This window comes from Olivibacter sp. XZL3 (assembly GCF_004368405.1).
GTDB lineage: Bacteria > Bacteroidota > Bacteroidia > Sphingobacteriales > Sphingobacteriaceae > Olivibacter.
In genome coordinates this window covers 1-21,406 of record NZ_SBJH01000011.1, presented here as the reverse complement: position 1 = coordinate 21,406, position 21,406 = coordinate 1, and the positions used below count along the sequence as shown (strand labels likewise).

The following is a 21,406-nucleotide window of genomic DNA, read 5'->3' as shown; positions in this document are numbered from 1 at the left end:
TGGTTGCGATTTCGTTAATATGGTTTATTGTGGTTTTAGTAGTTGGTTAGTGTGGTCCCTTACCTTTGCGCTCTGCTTAGGTAAGGGTAACCCACTTTATGCGCAAGAACGAATTGACTCTCCACTGAAATGGGAAGAAAACAAATTAGTATATGTGCCTGACAGTTTGGGCAATCGTATTCCTGATTTTTCCTATAGTGGTTATAAAGGAGGAGAAGAAGCGATTCCTTTCGTTGAAGCGTCAGCGCTGGTTAAACACCATATGGGAGATGCTACAGCCACTATCCAGTCGGCCATTAACTATGTTGCCCAGTTACCTCTTAATCAAGACGGATTTAGAGGCGCTATATTGCTTGAAAAAGGCACCTATGAAATTGCCGGAAGTTTAATAATTCCTGCTACCGGTATCGTTTTGCGCGGAAGCGGCGCGGGCAAAAATGGTACGGTATTAATTGCTACGGGAACAAGTAGAGAAACCTTGATCCGGATTAGCGGAATAATGGATAGTGTGCACCGACATAGAGCGGATATGACCACACCTTATGTCCCAGTGAATGCCATGTCTTTTGAAGTGAAAAAAAGCAGGGATTTTAAAGTTGGCGATGAGATAACTATTCATAGAGGTTCGTCTACAGCCTGGATTAAAACCTTGGGTACGGATCATTTTGGCGGTGGCATTACTGCTTTAGGCTGGAAACCGGGGCAACGCGATATCTACTGGGACAGGAAGATTGTCAAGCTCGAAGGAAACAGAATTTATATTGACGCACCTATTACGACAGCGCTCGATCATCGTTATGATACAGCAGAAGTTAGTGTTTATCAATGGAAGGGGCGCATTAAGCAAGTCGGCATTGAAAATCTAAGCTTGGAATCGAGCTACGATATGGCTAACGCTAAAGACGAAGATCACCGTTGGATGGCTATTGCCATGGAAAACGTAGAGGATGCTTGGGTAAGACAGGTCAATTTTAAACATTTCGCGGGCTCAGCGGTATATATCGCTGAAACAGGTAAGCGTATAACAGTTGAAGATTCTAAATCAACAGCTCCTATATCAGAAATTGGCGGGCAGCGGAGGAATACCTTTTTTACCAATGGGCAACAAACCTTATTTCAACGTCTCTATGCTGAAGATGGCTATCACGATTATGCGGTTGGCTTTATGGCCGCCGGGCCCAACGCCTTTGTGCAGTGTCAATCGGTGCAACCTTTCAGTTTTAGTGGAGCGGTTGATAGCTGGTCGTCGGGGAGCTTGTTCGATTGTATAAATCTTGATGGTCAAGCCTTGCGCTTTGCTAATTTGGAACAGGACGGAAATGGAGCAGGTTGGGCTGCTGCAAATAGCGTTTTTTGGCAGTGTTCAGCGGCTCGTGTGGAATGTTATCAACCACCAACCGCTCAAAACTGGGCTTTTGGAACTTGGGCACAGTTTGCGGGGAATGCTTATTGGGAACAATCTAATGAACATATTAGGCCCTATAGTCTGTATTATGCACAGTTACGAGAGCGTTTAGGCGAAAGTGTGGCGAAGCGGACATTCTTAATGCCAGAAGAAACGGAAGCGTCCAGTAGCCCCTCGGTGCAAGTTGCCGAGGAACTGACACAATTAGCCGCTAAACCCAAATGGACATTAAGTCAATTTATTGATCAGGCAAGCGAGCGGAACCCTATCTCATTGAAGGCAAACCATGCAAAGCTCATGGCTGCTGTTTCGCCGAAAGACCAGACCTCCGTTACTTCATCGTCAACTATCCATATAGAAAACGGTTGGCTTGTAGGTAAAAACGGTGTACTAACCGGAAAGCGCCAGGATGTACAATGGTGGAATGGCGGTGCACGACGCTATTGGTTGGATAAAGCCCGCCCCCATATTACACGATTTGTTCCGGGACAGATCGGTAATGGGCTAACAGATGATTTAAATGCTGTTATCGATACCCTGAAAAATCAGCAGGTTGTTGCTTTTGAACATAATTATGGGCTTTGGTACGATCGGAGAAGAGATGACCATGAACGTATACGCCGTATGGACGGCGATGTATGGCCTCCATTTTACGAGTTACCCTTTGCCAGAAGCGGGAAAGGGCAGGCTTGGGATGGTTTAAGTAAGTACGACTTAACTAAATATAATAAATGGTACTGGTCGAGGTTAAAGACCTTTGCCAGTCTTGCCGAAACAAAGGACATATTGCTTGTTCATCAAAACTATTTCCAGCATAATATTATCGAAGCGGGCGCACATTACGCCGATTTCCCATGGCGAACGGCCAATAATATAAATCAAACAGGTTTTCCTGAACCTCCGCCATATGCAGGAGATAAACGCATCTTTATGGACGCCCAATTTTACGATGTCAGCAATCAACATCGGGCTTCCATCCATAGAGCCTATATCCGGCAATGTTTAGATAATTTCAAAGACAATAAGAACGTACTTCAATTGACTGGCGCTGAATATACAGGTCCTTTGCATTTCGTGCAATTCTGGTTAGATGTTATCGCCGAATGGGAAACGGAGAACCAGCAGAAGGCACTGATCGGACTAAGTACAACGAAAGATGTACAAGACGCGATATTGGCCGATGCAAACCGTAACAAGGTAGTCAACCTGATTGATATCCGATATTGGTATAAACAGGCGGATGGTAGTACTTACGAACCCAAAGGGGGGCAGCATTTGGCGCCGCGGCAGCAGGCGAGGTTGTTTAAACCGAAGAAGACGTCCTTCGAGCAAGTTTATCAGGCTGTTTCCACTTATCGGGAACGGTACCCTGATAAGGCAGTGATTTATTCGGCAAACGGCGCTGAAAGTAATGGCTGGGCGGTATTCATGGGCGGAGGTTCATTGGCAAGCATTCCAAGTGCATTACCTAGCGGTTTTTTATCCGCTGCCTCACAGATGAAGCCGCAAGCAAGCGGAAAGGAGGGTTTGTATATCCTACGGGGAGAACTTGCGGAGCAAATTATTTACGTTGATGGCCTAAATGAATTGGAAGTCGATCTGTCCAGCGCCAAGGGTCGATACATTGTGCTCTACCTCGATCCAGATACGGGAAAAGTTAGGGGAGAACAACGCATACAGGGAGGCAAAAAACAACAGATTCAAATAGGAAATACTAACCAGAGCATTGTGTGGTTACACCCTGCTTAATGACCGACATATTATGACTAGAATTAGCAACTATGTTTTCATATTGGCCTTTTTTTGCTTTATAAGTTGTGCCGACAAAGACGAAAGAGAGAACTCCCTTCCACAGCTAAAAGTGGCTGAAAATGGGCGTTACATTGTGACAGAAGACGGTAAGCCTTTTTTCTGGCTGGGAGATACCGGCTGGTTATTATTCAGCAAACTTAGCAAAGAAGAAATTGACCGATACCTGGAAGATCGGCAAGAGAAAGGTTTTAATGTGATTCAAGTGATGCTATTGCATATGTTGAAAACTAAAAATGCTTACGGTGATTCGGCTCTCGTCATGGGAAATGTAGGAAAACCGGTAATAGGAGATACCACGCAACAAGATAGTACACGGCTAGCGTATTGGCAATTGGTTGATTACGCAGTTAAGAAAGCTGCCGAAAAAAATATATACCTGGCTTTGGTGCCTGTTTGGGGCACCAATGTCAAAGAAGGTGGGGTAAGTGTGGAGCAGGCAAAGGCCTATGCTACCTTTCTAGCCAATCGTTATGCCTCTGCACCAAATATAATCTGGTTAAACGGAGGAGATCTAAAAGGAAGTGACTCCATTGAAGTTTGGAAAACAATCGGAAATACACTAAACCAACTCGATACGAATCATCTTATTACTTTTCATCCCCGGGGGCGTACTACTTCTTCTGAATGGTTTCATCAAGAACCATGGCTAGACTTCAATATGTTCCAGTCGGGCCACCGGCGCTACGACCAAGACACATCGGCAAATGAGACCAATCATTATGGCGAAGACAATTGGCGTTTCGTACTAGGGGATTATCAGTTACAGCCTACCAAGCCCACCATTGACGGTGAACCTTCTTATGATGGAATTCCACAAGGTTTGCACGATCCGAAGGAGCCGAGGTGGACCGATAAAGATGTACGTCGTTATGCCTATTGGTCGGTATTCTCCGGGGGCTTCGGCTTTACCTATGGAAATAATTCCGTTATGCAGTTCCTCAACGAAAACGATACCGATTCAACTGCTGCCTATGGCGCAACGGAGTTGTGGCAAGATGCCTTACAGAATCCGGGTGCCGGACAGATGCGTTATTTAAAGGAGCTGATCTTGTCAAAATCCTTTTTAGATCGCGTGCCCGATCAATCGCTATTAGCTGAAAATGGCGAGCGGTATGATTATAAAGTCGCAACACGAGGTAAAGATTACGCTTTGATCTATACCTATAACGGAGGAACTATTAAGGTTAATCCTGTAAAATTATCAACGGGCAAATTGAAAGCATCTTGGTTCGATCCGCGTACGGGTGCATATACGGCGATTGGCGAGATACAAAATACAGACGGGCAAATTTTTGAAGCACCGGGCGGAAAAAAGGAGGGGAATGATTGGGTGTTGGTTTTGGAGGCGATTTAGTTTTACCAGTTGTGAGTTATCAGTTGTGAGTTGCCAGTTGCATGCGAACGCTAAAAGTTAAATAATGATATCACTGTTAAAATACATACTACTGACTATATTAATAGGATTCTTTTCCTCTTGTTCCAAGGATATATATATGTTTACTTCTTTCCATGAGCCGGCGGATGCGGGTCTACGTTTGTTATACAGTGAAGATGCCTATCACTGGAAAGATTTGAACCATGTATTTTTGAAACCTACGGTTGGTACTCAGAAGGTGATGCGTGATCCCTCCATTGTTCGTGGTCCTGACGGAATATTTCATTTGGTATGGACCTGTAGCTGGAAAGGAGATAAAGGTTTTGGGTATGCGGAGTCAACTGATTTGATACATTGGTCTGAACAGCGCTTTATCCCCGTTATGGAACATGAACCGGAAACGGTAAATGTGTGGGCGCCTGAATTGTTCTATGATGACGAGGAAAAGCAATATATCATTATATGGGCTTCCACTATTCCATATCGCTTCGAAAAAGGAGTGGAAGAGGAAAAGAACAACCATCGCATGTACTATACAACAACAAAGGATTTTAAAACCTTCGCTAAGGCACAGTTATTTCTCGACCCCGGCTTTAGCGTGATCGACGCGGTGATTGTTAAAAGAAAAGCAAATGATTATGTGCTGGTGCTGAAAGATAATACACGACCCAATCGTAATTTAAAGGTGGCCTTCGCTGAAAAAGCTTTGGGCCCGTATCATGATGTTTCTCAACCTTTTTCAGGCGAAAAAACGGAAGGACCGAGTGTGGTTAAGGCAGGAGAAGATTATCTGATTTATTTCGATTCATATGGTGATAAAAAATATAAAGCAGTAAGTACAAAGGATTTTAAGCAATTTAAAGCTATTGACAATCAAATGAATATCCCGGAAGGACATAAACATGGTACCATTTTCAAAGCAAGTAAAGGTGTTTTGAAGGGATTGAAAAAGGAAGTGGAATAAGGAGGGATGATATGACTGCTTGGTTGTACCTCCTCGCAGTGACGATACTATGTACGTTCTCGCGAACCGAAGCGATTGGTTATGACATGGGAGTAAAGCAATCTTAACTATATCGTTTTCAGGTGTAACGATTGCCATAAAGGAAAATGACTATCGGAAGTTTACCTAAGAAGAATTTGCTAGGCAGTCACTGGTCGTCAGCGATAAATCCGGCCTAGAAATATCCGGATAGAAGAGGCTAAGGAATGGCAGAAGCTTTCATAGGAGATTTCAAGCCGGGAGTTTATGAATGATCTAATAGTTTTTAAGGTATTCATGAGAACGCTACGCTAAGTTTTGGTTACTTTTTGCGGAAAAAAGTAACACGAATTTAAAAATAGGGTTTTGGGTATGATACCCGATAGTCATTAAAAGAATCTATAAAATGATATTCAAACTAAAAATAACAATGGTATTATTGAGCCTGTCCTACCTACTTCAAGTAGGAAAGGCAGCCGCTCAGGATACGGTAAAGTACATTGGTACCACTTTATCCAATGTCGATTATCATCATGGGCAATTAAGTCCTGCCGTAGGTGTTCATAACATTCAGGTTTTCCGGGCAAACCGCGAACATCCGGAGCTTGCAGGTAAGCACGGGTGGACCTACAATCATCAACCCATGCTTGCTTATTGGAACAAACAATTTTTTTTGGAGTTCTTGAGTAATCCCGTTGGCGAACATATTCCTCCGGGCGAGAGCCTATTGCAGACCTCTAAAGATGGTTATCATTGGACAGACCCGGTGGTAGTATTTCCTCCTTATAAAGTTCCGGATGGCTGGAAGAAGAAGGGAAATGATCTAGTTGCGAAAAACCTGTATGCGGTGATGCATCAACGAATGGGATTTTATGTCTCAAAGAGTGATCGTTTATTTGTACTGGGCTATTATGGAGTAGCCATGGATGCAAAGGATGACCCCAATGACGGAAATGGTATCGGCAGAGTCATTCGCGAGATCTACAGAGACGGCCGTTTTGGCCCGATTTATTTTATCCGTAATAATTCCTCTTGGGATAAAAAATTATCAGCCTTTCCATTCTATACAGAAAGTAAGGATAAGGGATTCGTGAAAGCCTGTGACGAGCTGTTGGCGCAGCCGCTGATGATGCAACAATGGGTAGAAGAAGCGGATCGAGACGATCCGTTGGTTCCACTGAAGCGCGCCATTAAGGCATTCAATTACTATCGCCTTCCAAATGGGCAGGTGGTTGGCTTATGGAAGCATGCCCTGACTTCGGTCAGTACCGACGGAGGCAAAACATGGGCTTATGATCCGCTGCGCGCTCCGGGATTTGTGAATAGCAATGCCAAAATATGGGGGCAGCGCACAGAAGATGGGCGCTATGCCACGGTGTGTAACCCTTCCGAATTCAGATGGCCGCTTGCGGTATCAACCAGTGATGATGGAATTCATTATAAGGATTTATTGCTAGTAAATGGCGAAATCTCACCCATGCGTTATGGGGGGAACTATAAATCGTATGGGCCACAATATGTACGAGGAATTGTGGAAGGAAATGGTAACCCTCCAGACAAGGACATGTGGGTATCTTATAGCATGAACAAGGAAGATATGTGGGTTGCGCGTGTTCCCGTTCCGATTACTTCCAAAGTCTCGCAACCGGTAAATGAGCTGTTTAACCAGATGAGCGATGGCGAGGAATTAACTTACTGGAACCTCTACAGTCCACTTTGGGCACCCGTGAAGATCGAGAAAACGGCTAGTGGAAATAAGGTCTTAGCGTTGCGGGACAAAGATCCTTACGAGTATGCAAAGGCAGAACGGGTTGTCCCCGAAGGTAAAAAACTGTCGGTAAAGTTTACCGTGTTGCCGCAGCAAGTTGACCACGGACTTCTCCATATAGAGTGCCTGGATGCAAAGGGGCAAGCGGCCGTACGTCTAATACTAGACAAAGATAGTCTGTTAAAAATTAAAGCGGGTTACCGCGATTCCAAGTTAAGTACTTATCAGGCAGGTGAAGCTTTACAAATTGAATTAAAACTGGATGTAAGTAGTCGTTCATACACCGTCGCAGTGAATGGCGAGCAGAAGGGCACGAAAATATTTTTTGCACCCGTAGCTAGCATTAATCGTATTGCCTTTCGAACGGGTGAAGTGAGGCGCTTCCCGGATGCGGATACGCCGACGGATCAAGACTTTGACCTGAAAAACCCGGGAGATCCGGTGAAAGAAGCGGTTTATTTTATTCAAGATTTCAGTGCTGAACCCTTAAGTAAATGAGATGAAGAAGCCTATTGTATACCTTTGTTTTCTATTCGGATCACTCTGCCTTTTCTTTTCTTCGCGAGCGCAAGAAGTGAAACGCGTTTATCTCTCGGGTACAGGAAAAGACGATCGGGTAAACTGGGAATTCTATTGCACAGGCGGAGCTAACGCGGGAAAGTGGACTACGATTCCTGTTCCATCCAATTGGGAATTAGAGGGTTTTGGAACGTACAATTATGGCTTTGATAAAACCGAGAAGGTAGGAAAAGAGGAGGGTTTATATAAATACCGTTTTCCAATACCCCGTGAATGGAAGACGCAGCATGTTAACATCGTGTTTGAGGGCGTGATGACGGACGCTGAAGTGAAGATTAACGGTCAGTTGGCCGGTCCGATCCATCAAGGAGCTTACTATGCCTTTAAATACGATATCTCGAAGCTCCTGCATTATGGAAAAGAGAATGTGCTCGAAGTGAAAGTCGCTAAACATTCCGCCAATGAATCGGTAAACGCCGCTGAGCGGAAAGGCGACTTCTGGATTTTTGGCGGCATTTTCCGTCCAGTATGGCTGGAAGTACTGCCCGAGCGACATATTGGGCATGTTTCCATCAATGCTTTAGCAAATGGGGCTTTCGAATCTATCATAGAAATTAATGGAAGAGCCGATAGGGTCCAAGCACAAATATATACACTGGAAGGCGAGGCGGTCGGAAATCCAATGCAGCAATCACTCGCAGCGGATCAAGCGCAGATCCGTCTTCAAAACCACATCGAAAAGCCCCTATTATGGTCGGCCGAATTTCCCCATCGTTACCTAGTTGTTTTTGACCTATACGATAAAAACAAATTGATACATCGGGTTAAACAAAAGTTCGGTTTTAGAACGGTGGAAGTAAAGCAGCGGGATGGTATCTATGTCAATGGGGTAAAGATGAAGTTTAAGGGGGTTAATAGACACTCCTTTTGGCCTAATTCGGGAAGGACAACCAATAAAGCCCTAAGCATTGAAGACGTAGAACTCATGAAAGCCATGAATATGAATGCCGTTCGGATGTCGCATTATCCCCCAGATGATCATTTCCTGGAAGTTTGCGATTCGCTTGGACTATATGTCATGGATGAACTGGCGGGATGGCATGGCCATTACGATACACCTACCGGTACAAAGCTGTTAAAAGAAATGATGGTTCATGATGAAAATCATCCATCCATTGTGCTATGGGCCAATGGGAACGAGGGCGGGCATAATTTTGATTTAGATAGCATTTTTCTACAGGAGGATCGGCAGAAACGCCCCCTTGTACACCCCTGGCAATTGTTCGGCGGTATCGAAACGCAACATTATCGTGAGTTTAATTACGGTATTGGGAATTACGATCATGGGAAGGATATTGTTATGCCTACCGAGTTTCTCCATGGTATGTACGATGGCGGTCATGGTGCCGGACTGGAAGACTATTGGAAGCATATGTGGTCGGAACCCCTTGCTGCCGGAGGATTTTTATGGGATTTTGCTGATCAAGGGGTGGTACGAAAGGATAAAAAAGATTCCATCGATACAGATGGTAATCGTGGTGCCGACGGCATTGTGGGGCCGTATCGGGAAAAGGAGGGCAGTTTCTACGCGATCAAAGAGATATGGAGCCCGGTCTTTATAGAGCGTCGGGAGATCACACCTGCTTTTGACGGTACATTTAATGTTGAAAACCGTTATGCTTTTACCAATTTAAACCAATGTTCCTTTACGTGGAAGCTGAAAGCCTGGTCGAGCGATGGTGTCGCCACGGATTCTATTCGTGGAACTATAACTTCCCCGGAGATCAAGCCGTTTGAAAAAGGAAGGTTACAGATAGAACTACCTGCCAACTGGCTAAGTTATCAAGTATTGTATCTCACGGCCTTTGATCCTTATGAAAAGGAACTGTTCACTTGGTCCTTCCCGGTACAAAGTCCGAAGAATGTCGCAAATCAATTGATTAAAGAAAGCGGAACGAACAAAATAAGCCATGAGGAGCAAGATAGCTTACTTTTAGTAACTATCGGAACACTGCGGTTAACCTTGCATAGACAAACGGGCAAGTTGTTGCAGGTAACCAATGCGAAAGGAGAGATTCCCTTCCGTAATGGACCTATCCTGCAGCAAGGCGTTAATAACTTCGGCAACTTTCAACTGCATCAAGACGGAGCCAAACTCGTTTTTGCTTCTACGTTCGACAAGAAAGTAAATTATAACACTTTGGAATGGACGTTCTACCCCTCCGGCTTGGTAAAGCTTTTCGTTCGCTATTTTCCGGGCGACTATTTTACCGATTATGTTGGCCTGAATTTTTCACTTCCCGAAAAAGAAATGTTAGGCCTTCGGTATATGGGTAAAGGCCCCTATCGCGTGTGGAAAAATAGAATGAAGGGACAAACTTTAGGCGTGTGGGATAAGGCATACAATACAAGTGAAACAGGCGAAGCTCCTTGGTTGTATCCTGAATTTAAAGGTTATCATGCTAATCTATACTGGGCACTCATTAAGACCAAAAGTCATGCTTTCAAAGTAATGACTCCCGATGAAGATATCTTTCTGCGACTGTACACACCGGCTTTTAAAGAAGACCCGTGGAAAAACTATGATCTCGTCTTCCCTTCGGGTGACATCTCCTTTATGCAGGGGATCTCAGGAATTGGGACAAAAACCCAAAAACGAGAAAACACAGGACCGATGGGCATGAAAAATATCTTCTATGATTATGAAAAGGACCCGAGCAGGGCAAAAGAGTTGACTTTGTATTTTGATTTTAACGAATAATAATAAGATGCGAAACAAGCGTTTATTGGTTTTTCTTTTCTGTACCTTATGGGTTGTATCGGCAGTTTTTGCCGAGACAGGCAGTGTGCAGTTAAGCAATCTACGCTGCGAATCATTGACCAATCCTTTGGGGATCGACCAACGCGTTCCCCGATTAAGCTGGCAGCTAAAAGGCGATAGACGCGGTCTCATGCAAATCGCCTACCAAATTCAAGTGGCATCTTCCTTGGATTTGTTGAAACAAGGGCAAGCAGATCGATGGGATTCCGGTAGGATTCCGAGCGATAGCAGCATACAGGTTTCTTATAAAGGAAAAAAACTGAATAGTCGCGACCAATGCTATTGGCGGGTAAAGGTTTGGACAAATGATGGGGAAACTGCTTGGAGCGAGCCTGCTTATTGGACCGTTGGCCTTTTAAAATACAATGACTGGAAAGGTAGATGGATTGGTCTCGATCGATCCTTCGAGTGGGACCGCGAAGATCAGTTTTCCAGGTTATCGGCACGCTATTTTCGGAAGGAGTTTCAAACCGGTAAAAAGATTAAGCAGGCGATTGCCTATATGATGGGCTTGGGCTTGTACGAACTTTATATAAATGGTGAAAAGATTGGAAAGCAGGTGCTAGCACCCGCTCCTACCGACTATACAAAGGAAATAAAGTACAATACTTTTGATGTAACCCAATATCTTAACCGGAACGGCAAGAATGCCCTTGGTGTTATACTGGGCAATGGTCGTTTTTATACGATGCGACAAGCCTATAAGCCGTATAAGATCAAGACGTTTGGCTATCCAAAGATGCGCTTGAACCTTGATGTATGGTATGAAGATGGCACGAAGGAAACGATTAGTACGGACGATACCTGGAAAGTGACAGCGGATGGTCCGATCCGGACAAACAATGAGTATGATGGAGAAGAGTATGATGCACGAAAAGAATTACTTGCTTGGCATCAGGTAGGATATAATGACCAAGCTTGGCTGAAGGCTTCTTTTGTACAGGAACCGGGAGGTATGCCGCGCGCGCAAATGAACGAATATATGCAGGTAATGGACACCTTGCGTCCGAAAGCCATTCGTCCACTTAACAAAAACACCTATATCGTCGATATGGGACAGAATATGACCGGCTGGTTGAAAATCCGTGTAAAAGGTGCGTTGGGAACCGCCGTGAAGATGCGCTTTGCCGAATCCCTTCAAGCGGACGGTGGCCTGTTTGTCGCCAATTTAAGAGATGCGAAAGTAACGGATGTATATACTTTGCGAGGTGGCGAAATGGAATATTGGGAACCCCGATTTGTATATCACGGCTTTCGATATGTAGAAATAAGCGGATATCCCGGTGAACCTACTTTAGATGATCTGCAAGGCTTGGTTATCTATGATGCATTAGCAACTACAGGTACCTTTACAAGCGATCAGTTGACATTGAATACGATTTACCAAAATGCGTGGTGGGGTATTGCGGGCAATTATAAGGGTATGCCCATCGACTGCCCGCAACGGAATGAACGGCAGCCTTGGCTTGGGGACCGTACAACGGGTTGCTATGGCGAGAGCTTTTTGTTTGATAACGCGAAATTATACGCCAAATGGCTCGACGATATACAGGGCGCCCAAATGCCAGATGGAAGTATTCCGGACGTAGCACCTGCTTTTTGGCGTTATTACAGCGATAATGTAACCTGGCCCGGGACCTATCTGACCGTGGCGGATATGTTGTATCAGCAATATGGAGATGTATATGCCATCAGAAAACATTATCCATCCATGAAAAAATGGATGCAATATATGTGGGAAAACTATGAAGAAAATGGCTTGATCACAAAGGACAAGTATGGTGATTGGTGTGTGCCGCCTGAATCCAAAGAGCTAATACATTCCAAGGATCCCCAACGTCAAACGGAAGGGGTATTGTTGGCCTCTGCAAGCTATTACTATTTATTACAGCTGATGCAGCGTTTTGCAGCTATTGTAAACAATGAAGTGGATAAACGATTTTTTGAAGTCAAAGCTGCGGATATAAAGGAAGCGTTTAACCAAAAGTATTTGAACAAAAGTTTAGGTCAGTACAGCAATAGTACCGTGACAGCGAATTTACTTCCGCTTTATTTCGATATGGTTCCCGATGAATATCGGAAGGCGGTTTTTGAAAACATGGTTACCAAAATAAGCCGCGACAATAAGGGGCATATCAGTACGGGCGTTATCGGTACGCAATATCTAATGAGAGGGCTCAGTGATAACGGGCGCCCTGACCTTGCCTTTCAATTGGCGACAAACACAAGCTATCCGAGTTGGGGTTACATGGTGGAGAAAGGAGCGACCACCATTTGGGAGTTGTGGAATGGAGATACCGCAAATCCTTCTATGAATTCTCAAAACCATGTTATGTTACTGGGTGATTTATTGATCTGGTATTACGAAAATTTAATCGGCATAAAAGCCAATAAACCCGGCTTCAAGCAAATTGTCATGAAACCTGATTTCAATTTACCGCTAGGCCAGGTAGATGGAACCCATCGTTCAAGTTATGGTCTGATTAGAAGCAGTTGGAAAAAGGGAAAAGATAAACTGCAATGGACTATTGAAGTACCAGGCAATGCAACTGCGTTGGTTTATTTTCCAACAGCAGATCAAGAAAAAATCCGTGAACATGGAGAAGGAATAAAAGGTGTGGAAGGTCTTCGATTTGTGAAAAAAGAAAGTAGCCATAGTGTATTTGAGGTGGGAGCAGGAACGTATCAGTTTAGTGTTGAGTTAAATAGGAGTGATGAATGATCAGTTGCGAGTCGCCCGTTGTGAGTTGTGTGGATTCGTAACACGAGCGTCATCTCGACCGTAGTGCCTGCCCGTCGTAGGTAGGGAGAGATCAATACGAGCGAATAGAAAATAAAATTATTTACAGATGAAACAATTAAAAAATATCAAAACCTTAAGTTCTCTGTTTGCTTTGTTACTATTCGCCTTTGCGGGTTATGGTCAGAACGAAGCTGCGATGCGCCTGGCAAAATCGGATGCCGAGCAGCTTAAGAAAGCACAAGAATGGATTGGAAGTTTCGCTTTGCAAGACAAAGCGAAAGAAGAACGTTTAGTGCAAGTGGTAGTGGGGCATCTAAAGGCCGTACGTGATTGGCACAATAGTCATCCATTTACGGAGGTGCCTGCGGGAATTAACCCTGCCACGGGGAATAAACTAAGTGAGCTCGATCGGCAAATCATCGCGGATAGCGCCATGCCAACAGAAGTGCACCAGCAGCTGATGGACGGCTTACGAAAAGAGCTAACCGAAGAGCAGGTAGCGGCTATTCTTGATAAATACACGGTCGGCAAAGTTGCTTTTACAACGAAAGGTTATGAAGCGATTGTTCCCGATTTAACAGCAAAAGAACGTGAAGTGATCCGGCAAAATTTAGAGCAAGCGCGAGAGCAGGCGGTGGATTATAAAAGTATGAAGCAGATATCTGCCATTTTTGAGATTTATAAAACTAAAATTGAACAATATTTCAATGCGAATGGACGGAATTGGCGTCAACTATTTAAAGCCTATGTGGATGCGGCAAAAGCGAAGAAAGCAAAGGAGAAAAAGTAATGGATAAAAAAATGAAGATTAAATTATTGACCTTGTTCATGCTCGGTTTATTTATAGGAACGCATGCTCAAGAAAAGCATCCTTGGAAACAAGGCATTCTGAAAGAGGAATTCCTATATGAGAAAGCCCCTTTCCCTTCGTGTCATTCGGCAACGATTGCCGAAACACCTACCGGTTTAGTAGCTGCCTTTTTTGGTGGTACTAAAGAGCGTCATCCCGATGTTGAGATCTATGTTTGTCGGTTCGAAAACGGCACTTGGACGGCTCCGGCTTCGGCTGCAGACGGCATACAGGCAGAAGGTAAGCGGCTACCTACCTGGAACCCCGTGCTCTATCAAGTGCCAGGAGGTGATTTACTTTTATTTTACAAAATCGGTCCTAAACCTTCGGAGTGGTGGGGTATGTTAAAACGCTCGAAAGATGGCGGAAAAACTTGGTCGGTCGCCGAAAAACTACCCAATGGCCATATCGGTCCGGTAAAAAATAAACCCGTCTTACTTGATAACGGTCAACTTTTTTGTCCTAGCAGTACCGAAGGCAACGGATGGAAAATCCATTTCGAAGTGACACCGGATTTTGCTAAGACTTGGCGTAAAATCGGTCCGTTAGCAGCGAAGGATAGCATTGATGCAATCCAACCAAGCGTCCTCGTGCATGGTAATCGTACCTTACAGCTACTAGCCCGTAGTCGCAACAGAGCTTTAGTGCAGTCTTGGTCGACCGACAACGGTGAAACCTGGTCGCCACTCGAAAAAACCAACTTACCGAATAATAACTCAGGAACCGATGCAGTTACCATGATGGATGGTCGCCATGTATTGGTTTATAACCATGTACTTCCTCCGGGCAATCTGGCAAAAGGTCCTCGGACACCTTTAAACGTATCGGTATCAAAAGACGGAAAGAGCTGGTCGGCAGCACTGATATTAGAAGATTCACCCATAAGCCAGTATTCATATCCTGCCGTAATCCAAACCAAAGATGGCTTGTTGCACTTCATTTATACCTGGAGACGACAAAAAATAAAACATGTTGTGGTTGATCCAAAGAAACTCAAGTTATTGCCTATTAAAAATGGCGAATGGCCAAAAATAAAGGGCTATACAGCTCCCAAATTAGAAAAATACAAGAAAGAGGAAGATTAATTATGACAGGTCGGATTTCGTTTATATTGCTCATATCGCTAGTCGTAGGCCAGTTGTGCTATATGCGGCCAGCTCGTGCGCAGGACAGCGATCGTAAATATCAGATGCCGCTCAAGGTAGTACTAAAAGAAATTGAATCTCGTTTCGGTGTCAAGATCAAGTATGATGAAAAACAGGTAAAAGATCGGGAGTTAACATATGCCTTATGGCGGTTTAGACCAACCGTAGATGAAACACTGTCGCAGGTACTGACGCCCTTGGATTTAAAAGTGAATAAGGAAAAAGAAGGAGTTTACAAGTTAAAAGAGTATGAATACTACCGTTGGCCGGTTCAAGAAGGCTGGGAGAAGCTCGATACATTGGCGTCCCGATATCATGACAAAGCAAGCTGGGAATTAAGAAAAGACAGCCTTAGAAAGGAGTTATGGAAAGCATTAAAATTAAGTCTATTGCCTGCTAAGCCTATTTCCAAACCCATAGTTACACCGGTACGGAAAATGGATGGCTATACGGTTCAGAATATCGCCTTGGAGATATTGCCGGGAGTTTATGTGAACGGATCCTTATATCGACCGGCAAAAGCAAAAGGAAAGACACCTGTCGTCTTGAGTCCGGATGGACATTGGCAAGGCCATCGCTTCCGTAAAGATGCGCAGATCCGTTTTGCCATGACAGCTAGAATGGGTGCAATGGCTTTTAGTTACGATTTGTTCGGTTGGGGAGAGTCCGGCTTACAATTTAAATACGAGGATCACCGAAAGAGCTTGTCGCAGACCGTGCAGACCCTGGGGGCTCTACGTATTCTCGACTATTTGTTAAGCTTGCCCGATGCGGATACCACACGCGTAGCTATTTGCGGAGGCTCTGGTGGTGGTAGTCAAACCGTATTGATGGCAGCCCTCGATCCCCGTATTAAATTGAGCATTCCCGTTGTTTCGCTATCCTCCTATTTCTATGGGGGATGCCCGTGTGAAAGTGGCATGCCGATCCATTTATGTGGTGGGGGAACGAATAATGTGGAGCTAGCCGCCATGGCTGCCCCTAATCCCCAACTGATTATATCCGATGGAGGTGATTGGACTGCCCATATGCCCGAATATGACTTCCCTTATTTGCAGAAGTTATATGGCTATTATGGGAAACCAAAACTGGTAGAGAATGTACATTTGCCGCAAGATGGGCACGATTTCGGCTTTTCCAAGCGCAAACCGGTATATGATTTTATGATCAACCATTTCGGTTTAGATGAAAGAGCCGTGAAAGATAAGCAAGGGAATTATGACGAAAGTAAATGTACGATCGAAGATGAAAAGATACTTTATGTATTTGGTGAACAAGGGGAAAAACTTCCTGCAAATGCCCTGAAGGGTTATGAAAATTTAGAGAAATTATTTTAATGAAATATGTTTGTCACTTTTTTCCGCAAAAAGTGACGCAAAAACTCGCCACTTGGATCTCCTGCTGCAACTGCAGTGCATCAACCTGCAAACCGCAGAATATCCGAGGTGGCATTTAAGTAGAACGGAGAGGTTTTGCAGATACCTAATAAAAAATAAGTGACTAACAAATAAACCGTGTTGTGAAAAAGATTAATACTTCTGGTTAAAAGCAGATGCCTTGGTATACGAAAATGTCGCCTCCAAAATTTACATTGTGCAATGGGAAGCACTAACGATCCTGTAAATTTTGCAGCGACGAGTTTTTTTGAATACTTTTTTTGCGGAAAAAAAAGTATTTGGCGCTGTCGCTGCCATTAAGCGACAAACAAAATGCTCTTGACCCTAATATTTCAACTGTGTTATCAGTAAAATCCAGATTTATGAAATCAAGAATAAGTCGAAGAAAATTTTTACATCAAGCCGCTGCGATGGCCTTGGGAACAGCTTTATTACCTAATACGATCTATGCCTCCGCTAAAAGCCCTTATAAAATAGGCGTAATAGACCTGATGATGCTGAAAAGGCAAAAAATCAGCGCGCTGGATTTAACGCATGAACTCGGTGCTGACGGTGTGGAGGTTGATATGGGCGGCTTGGGCAATCGGGATACTTTTGATAATAAACTAGCCGATCCGGCAATTCGGACAGCTTACTTGGATAAACTAAAAGCGTTGAATATTGATATATGTTCTTTGGCCATGACCGGCTTTTATGCACAATCCCTTGCGAAGCGTCCCACCTACCAACAAATGGTGCAGGATTGTATTGACACGATGAAGGCCATGCGTGTGAAGATTGCTTTTCTTCCTTTGGGTATACAATGTGACTTGATCCAATACCCCGAACTTCGGCCAGTCTTAGTGGAGCGTCTGAAAGTTATAGGGAAAATGGCAGCAAAAGCAAAAGTAACGATCGGCATCGAGACAGCGCTGGATGCCAAAGGAGAGAAGGAATTTTTAGATGATATTGGTTCTTCCTCTGTTCGAAGTTATTTCAACTTTTCAAATGCCCTGAAAAATGGGCGCGATTTACATGAGGAATTGCGGATCTTGGGAAAGGAATATATCTGCCAAATACATTGCACGGATGAAGATGGGGTCTGGCTCGAAAATAATAAACGCCTGAATATGGTAGAAGTGAAAAAGACCTTGGATGATATGGGATGGAGCGGGTGGTTGGTCATTGAACGATCCAGAGATGCCAATAACCCACGCGACGTACGGGGAAACTTCGGTGCGAATACACGTTATATGAAGAAGATTTTTCAAGCATTATGAGTTTCGTTCAGCCTTTTGTCAGCTCTATATTGCTCTTAGCTTGCTTGCTTCAAGCTTGTAACAGCCGAAAAGAAAAAAAGGAGCAGCAGGTGCATGCTATCCCTACGACTGGGGAAGTTGGCGCGGCGCGCATGCCGGATACGATTGCACCGATAAAAGCACCTTTTTCCATGGAGCATCTGAAGAGGCCCGTTTTTCCCGATCAAAACAAAAATATAGCGGACATAGGAGCGAAAGAAGGCGCCATGGTTACGGCGATTATTCAACAGGGTATAGATGAATTATCAGCCAATGGTGGGGGAACACTACGTATACCGAAAGGAAAATGGAAGACAGGGCGGATCACCCTGAAGAGCCATGTTAATTTACACCTTGAGGAAGGTGCAGCGCTTTATTTTAGTGGGGAAATCAAAGATTATCTACCTGTTGTTTTCACCCGTAATGAGGGCGTGGAAGTGATGTCTTTAGGTGCCTGTATTTATGCGAATAACCAAGAGCACATCGCCATTACGGGTAAGGGACGACTCATCGGACCGGCAGATGGATCGGTTCGGAATCAAATCATGACGCACGATGTGATTGAAAATGTGGTTCCACATGATAAACCGGTAGCCGAACGTATATATGATGGGAAGGGCGGCAGCTTTATTTTTCCTCCCATGTTCATCGCACCTATTAACTGTAGGGATGTGCTTATTGAGGGAGTCCGACTGGAACGGACGGCATTTTGGAATATCGTGCCGCAATATTGTGATCGGGTCATTATCAGGGGGGTGACTATTCATTCGATCGGTATTCCGAGAGGTGATGGCATTGATATCGAGTCGTCTAAGAATGTATTGATCGAATATTGCACCTTGCAGACGGGGGATGATTGTTTGGCGATGAAAGCAGGTAGAGGTTGGGACGGATTACGCGTCAATCGACCTACCGAAAAGGTGGTGGTGCGCTACTGTTTGGCAGAAAAGGGACATGGCGGTATTACCATTGGAAGTGAGACGGCCGGTATGATTCGCAAATTATATGTACATGATTGTGTTTTTAACAACGAAGGAAATGGCATCCGTTTCAAAACGCGAAGACCGAGAGGAGGGGGTGGAGAGCAATTGTTTTATGATCGCATTCGCCTGCGTGTAGGAGAAACTGCACTGCGGTGGGATATGTTGGGAAGTGCTCAGCATGTAGGAGCAGCTGCCAATCGTTCTCAAAAAGTTGAACTTAATGAACTAACGCCTCATTTCCGGGATATTCAGATCAGCAATCTAATTGTTGAAGGTGCCGCACACTTTGTTCGCATAGATGGTATCCCCGAAGCGCCACTTGAAAAAGTGCAGATTAGCCATGTCAAGGCCAAGACTCAAAAGCTTTTTGATATAAAAGATGCCAAGCATATCGCCGTAGAAAATACAGAATTGAACAGTCAGGATTCTATGATTAATCTGGTGAATACGCGTGACATATCTTTTAACAAGGTAAACTTTGCTATCCCGGCCAAGCAAATTTATCAGCATATTGCAGTAGCTGGTGGGGATTCGGTTATTTTGAAAGATGTCAGCTATATGAAAATTGAGGGGGTGAAGTAGGTGAAGCGTTTCGGTTAGAACTATTTAACATTCACGGTGGACGAATGAAGTGAGTAACAAGCTAAAAAGAAACAAAAGTTTCCGTATTTTGTAAACTTTTGTTAATTTAGTATAATGAGCGTATTGGAGGTATCTACTGGTCAGCGGTATCATATAAAAGTAATTAAAGTGGAAGCTGCTGATTTTAAGGTGATATCAAATAAACGTTATTTTTTTAATTGGAATGAAGAGAAGGCATACGAGATCGTCAAACTGACACTCGTTGATAACAAAGATATTTTGGGGTTAATGTCCTTTGAGTACATAGATACTGAAAAGCGAATTCATGTCCGCTTATTGGCTGTATCCAAAGAAAATGTAGGGAAAAACAAGGTGTATGATGATATTGTTGGAAATCTATTGACATTTGCTGCGAAGAAAGCGGTGTTAAAATATGCTGAATGGGCTTGTATTTCTTTACGACCAAAAACTGAGCTGGTTCAGCACTATATTGATAAGTATAAGATGAATATAACAGGCATGACATTGAGTCTGGAAGTTCCTGAGATATTAGAATTGATAAACAACTATGACCATGAAGCATAAAGGGAAAAAAATAGATATTTTATATGATGTAGTAGATGCTCGTTATAGTTCAGAGGAGGAACAAAAAGCTGAAGCGTCTTTATTGATGGAAGCGAGAAAAAAGAGGATAGCCAACAGATCACAGTCGGATATTTTTAAGGCAAGGCTTATGCAGTTAAAATTGCAAATGGAAGAATTTCTGAATACGCCTGCTTATGATAAAAAACACTATTTTACCTCTTTTTTAGAGACTTATATTGATACCTTATACGATAAAAGAAGTGCCTTTGCCGATGATATAGGGATTACACCGGTGTCCCTTAGTCAGGTACTAAACAATCATCGTGAACCAAAGGAGGAATTCATGTTAAAACTGATGGTACATTCGGAGCGTGCATTTAAATCGCTTGGTAATTTTCATAAAAAAATGTGGTATCAGGTCTATTTTCAGGAAAAAATAAATGAAACTATAGCTAATCAGGAAAAATGGCGCCCTGAAGTTGAAAAGAAAGTTAAATTCATATCGCTGATTTAAACAGTAGACATCAAACCCTGATTTTCTACAATATCAAATTTATCTCAGAAGATCATTTCCAGTGGACGGCTAAATTTTTAAATATAACATCTTCGGTTCTTCCAGGCATTGCACGGCGATAAACCTTTAAAACGATAGCCTTTATGACCGGCGGCTGTTCCCGGATATCCGTAAATTCTATTTTGAATTTAACAGGGATATCGGGTTGGAGTTCTAATCGGGTCTCGTCTCCGAAAGTGATCTGATAGGCTTTGTGACTATTTCCTTGAGGATCAAAAAGATTTGCGTCAGCAGCTTGGATCGCCCGTTTAGCACCTTTATTTTCTATAATGCCTTCTACGAAAATCTTTTGTTGATTTATATTGCCTCTTACTCCATTAATTTTAAAAGAGATTTCTTCTGCCTCCGCTTCTATCGAAGCGCTCAAAAGCTTTAATGTCGTCTTTAAGTACGTTATTTCTTCTTTTTGCTTGATTATTTCACTTTCCAATGTAGCAATATGTTTATTTTTTTCTTCGGCATTTCCGGCTTGCTGAGCGTAGGCGAATGATGAAATTGATATGATGATGGATATACTGGCGCATACTGACCCCTCAAAATTGAATTAGATTTAGGGGTGTTTATTGCGTTTAAAGCCCATATCCGCCT

14 protein-coding genes are annotated in these 21,406 nt (G+C 43.6%); 13 read left to right on the top strand and 1 reads right to left on the bottom strand.

Going from position 1 to position 21,406, the window contains the following annotated elements; translation table 11 throughout:
- Positions 1-49 precede the first annotated feature (49 nt).
- The 13 genes from EPX21_RS04980 (at position 50) to EPX21_RS04920 (ending at position 20,758) form a co-directional block, all read left to right on the top strand.
- A complete protein-coding gene (locus EPX21_RS04980; protein ID WP_240768515.1) occupies positions 50-3,154 on the top strand; it encodes a DUF6298 domain-containing protein in 3,105 nt (1,034 codons plus the stop codon).
- Positions 3,155-3,167: 13 nt separating this feature from the next.
- Positions 3,168-4,571, top strand: a complete 1,404-nt coding sequence (locus EPX21_RS04975; RefSeq protein WP_134088571.1) for a glycoside hydrolase family 140 protein — start codon at positions 3,168-3,170, stop codon at positions 4,569-4,571.
- A gap of 139 nt (positions 4,572-4,710) precedes the next feature.
- Positions 4,711-5,556 (top strand): glycoside hydrolase family 43 protein, encoded by an 846-nt coding sequence (locus EPX21_RS04970; RefSeq protein ID WP_240768513.1) that lies wholly within the window; start codon positions 4,711-4,713, stop codon positions 5,554-5,556.
- A gap of 424 nt (positions 5,557-5,980) precedes the next feature.
- Positions 5,981-7,840, top strand: a complete 1,860-nt coding sequence (locus EPX21_RS04965) for an exo-alpha-sialidase (RefSeq protein WP_134088569.1) — start codon at positions 5,981-5,983, stop codon at positions 7,838-7,840.
- 1 nt (position 7,841) lies between these two features.
- Complete coding sequence (locus EPX21_RS04960; protein WP_134088568.1) at positions 7,842-10,622, top strand: glycoside hydrolase family 2 TIM barrel-domain containing protein; 2,781 nt, start codon at positions 7,842-7,844, stop codon at positions 10,620-10,622.
- Positions 10,623-10,629: 7 nt separating this feature from the next.
- Entirely contained in the window at positions 10,630-13,404 is a 2,775-nt protein-coding gene (locus EPX21_RS04955) for an alpha-L-rhamnosidase (protein WP_134088567.1), read from the top strand.
- Between the two features lie 127 nt (positions 13,405-13,531).
- Positions 13,532-14,215 carry a DUF3826 domain-containing protein gene (locus EPX21_RS04950; RefSeq protein ID WP_134088566.1) on the top strand — a complete coding sequence of 228 codons (684 nt, stop codon included), beginning with the start codon at positions 13,532-13,534 and terminating at the stop codon, positions 14,213-14,215.
- A gap of 11 nt (positions 14,216-14,226) precedes the next feature.
- Positions 14,227-15,360 (top strand): exo-alpha-sialidase, encoded by a 1,134-nt coding sequence (locus EPX21_RS04945; RefSeq protein WP_134088565.1) that lies wholly within the window; start codon positions 14,227-14,229, stop codon positions 15,358-15,360.
- Positions 15,297-16,757 carry an acetylxylan esterase gene (locus EPX21_RS04940; RefSeq protein WP_240768511.1) on the top strand — a complete coding sequence of 487 codons (1,461 nt, stop codon included), beginning with the start codon at positions 15,297-15,299 and terminating at the stop codon, positions 16,755-16,757. Before EPX21_RS04945 ends, EPX21_RS04940 begins: the two co-directional genes overlap by 64 nt.
- 422 nt (positions 16,758-17,179) lie before the next feature.
- Positions 17,180-18,076: a sugar phosphate isomerase/epimerase gene (locus EPX21_RS04935; protein WP_134088564.1), complete on the top strand. Its 897-nt coding sequence runs from the start codon at positions 17,180-17,182 to the stop codon at positions 18,074-18,076.
- Positions 18,073-19,659, top strand: a complete 1,587-nt coding sequence (locus EPX21_RS04930) for a glycoside hydrolase family 28 protein (RefSeq protein WP_134088563.1) — start codon at positions 18,073-18,075, stop codon at positions 19,657-19,659. The genes EPX21_RS04935 and EPX21_RS04930 overlap by 4 nt, the downstream gene beginning before the upstream one ends.
- Before the next feature lie 114 nt (positions 19,660-19,773).
- Positions 19,774-20,244: an N-acetyltransferase gene (locus EPX21_RS04925; RefSeq protein ID WP_134088562.1), complete on the top strand. Its 471-nt coding sequence runs from the start codon at positions 19,774-19,776 to the stop codon at positions 20,242-20,244.
- Positions 20,234-20,758 (top strand): hypothetical protein, encoded by a 525-nt coding sequence (locus EPX21_RS04920; protein ID WP_134088561.1) that lies wholly within the window; start codon positions 20,234-20,236, stop codon positions 20,756-20,758. Before EPX21_RS04925 ends, EPX21_RS04920 begins: the two co-directional genes overlap by 11 nt.
- Before the next feature lie 52 nt (positions 20,759-20,810).
- Here the strand turns inward: EPX21_RS04920 and EPX21_RS04915 are convergent, their stop codons facing one another.
- Positions 20,811-21,248 carry a hypothetical protein gene (locus EPX21_RS04915; protein WP_134088560.1) on the bottom strand — a complete coding sequence of 146 codons (438 nt, stop codon included), beginning with the start codon at positions 21,246-21,248 and terminating at the stop codon, positions 20,811-20,813.
- Positions 21,249-21,406 lie beyond the last annotated feature (158 nt).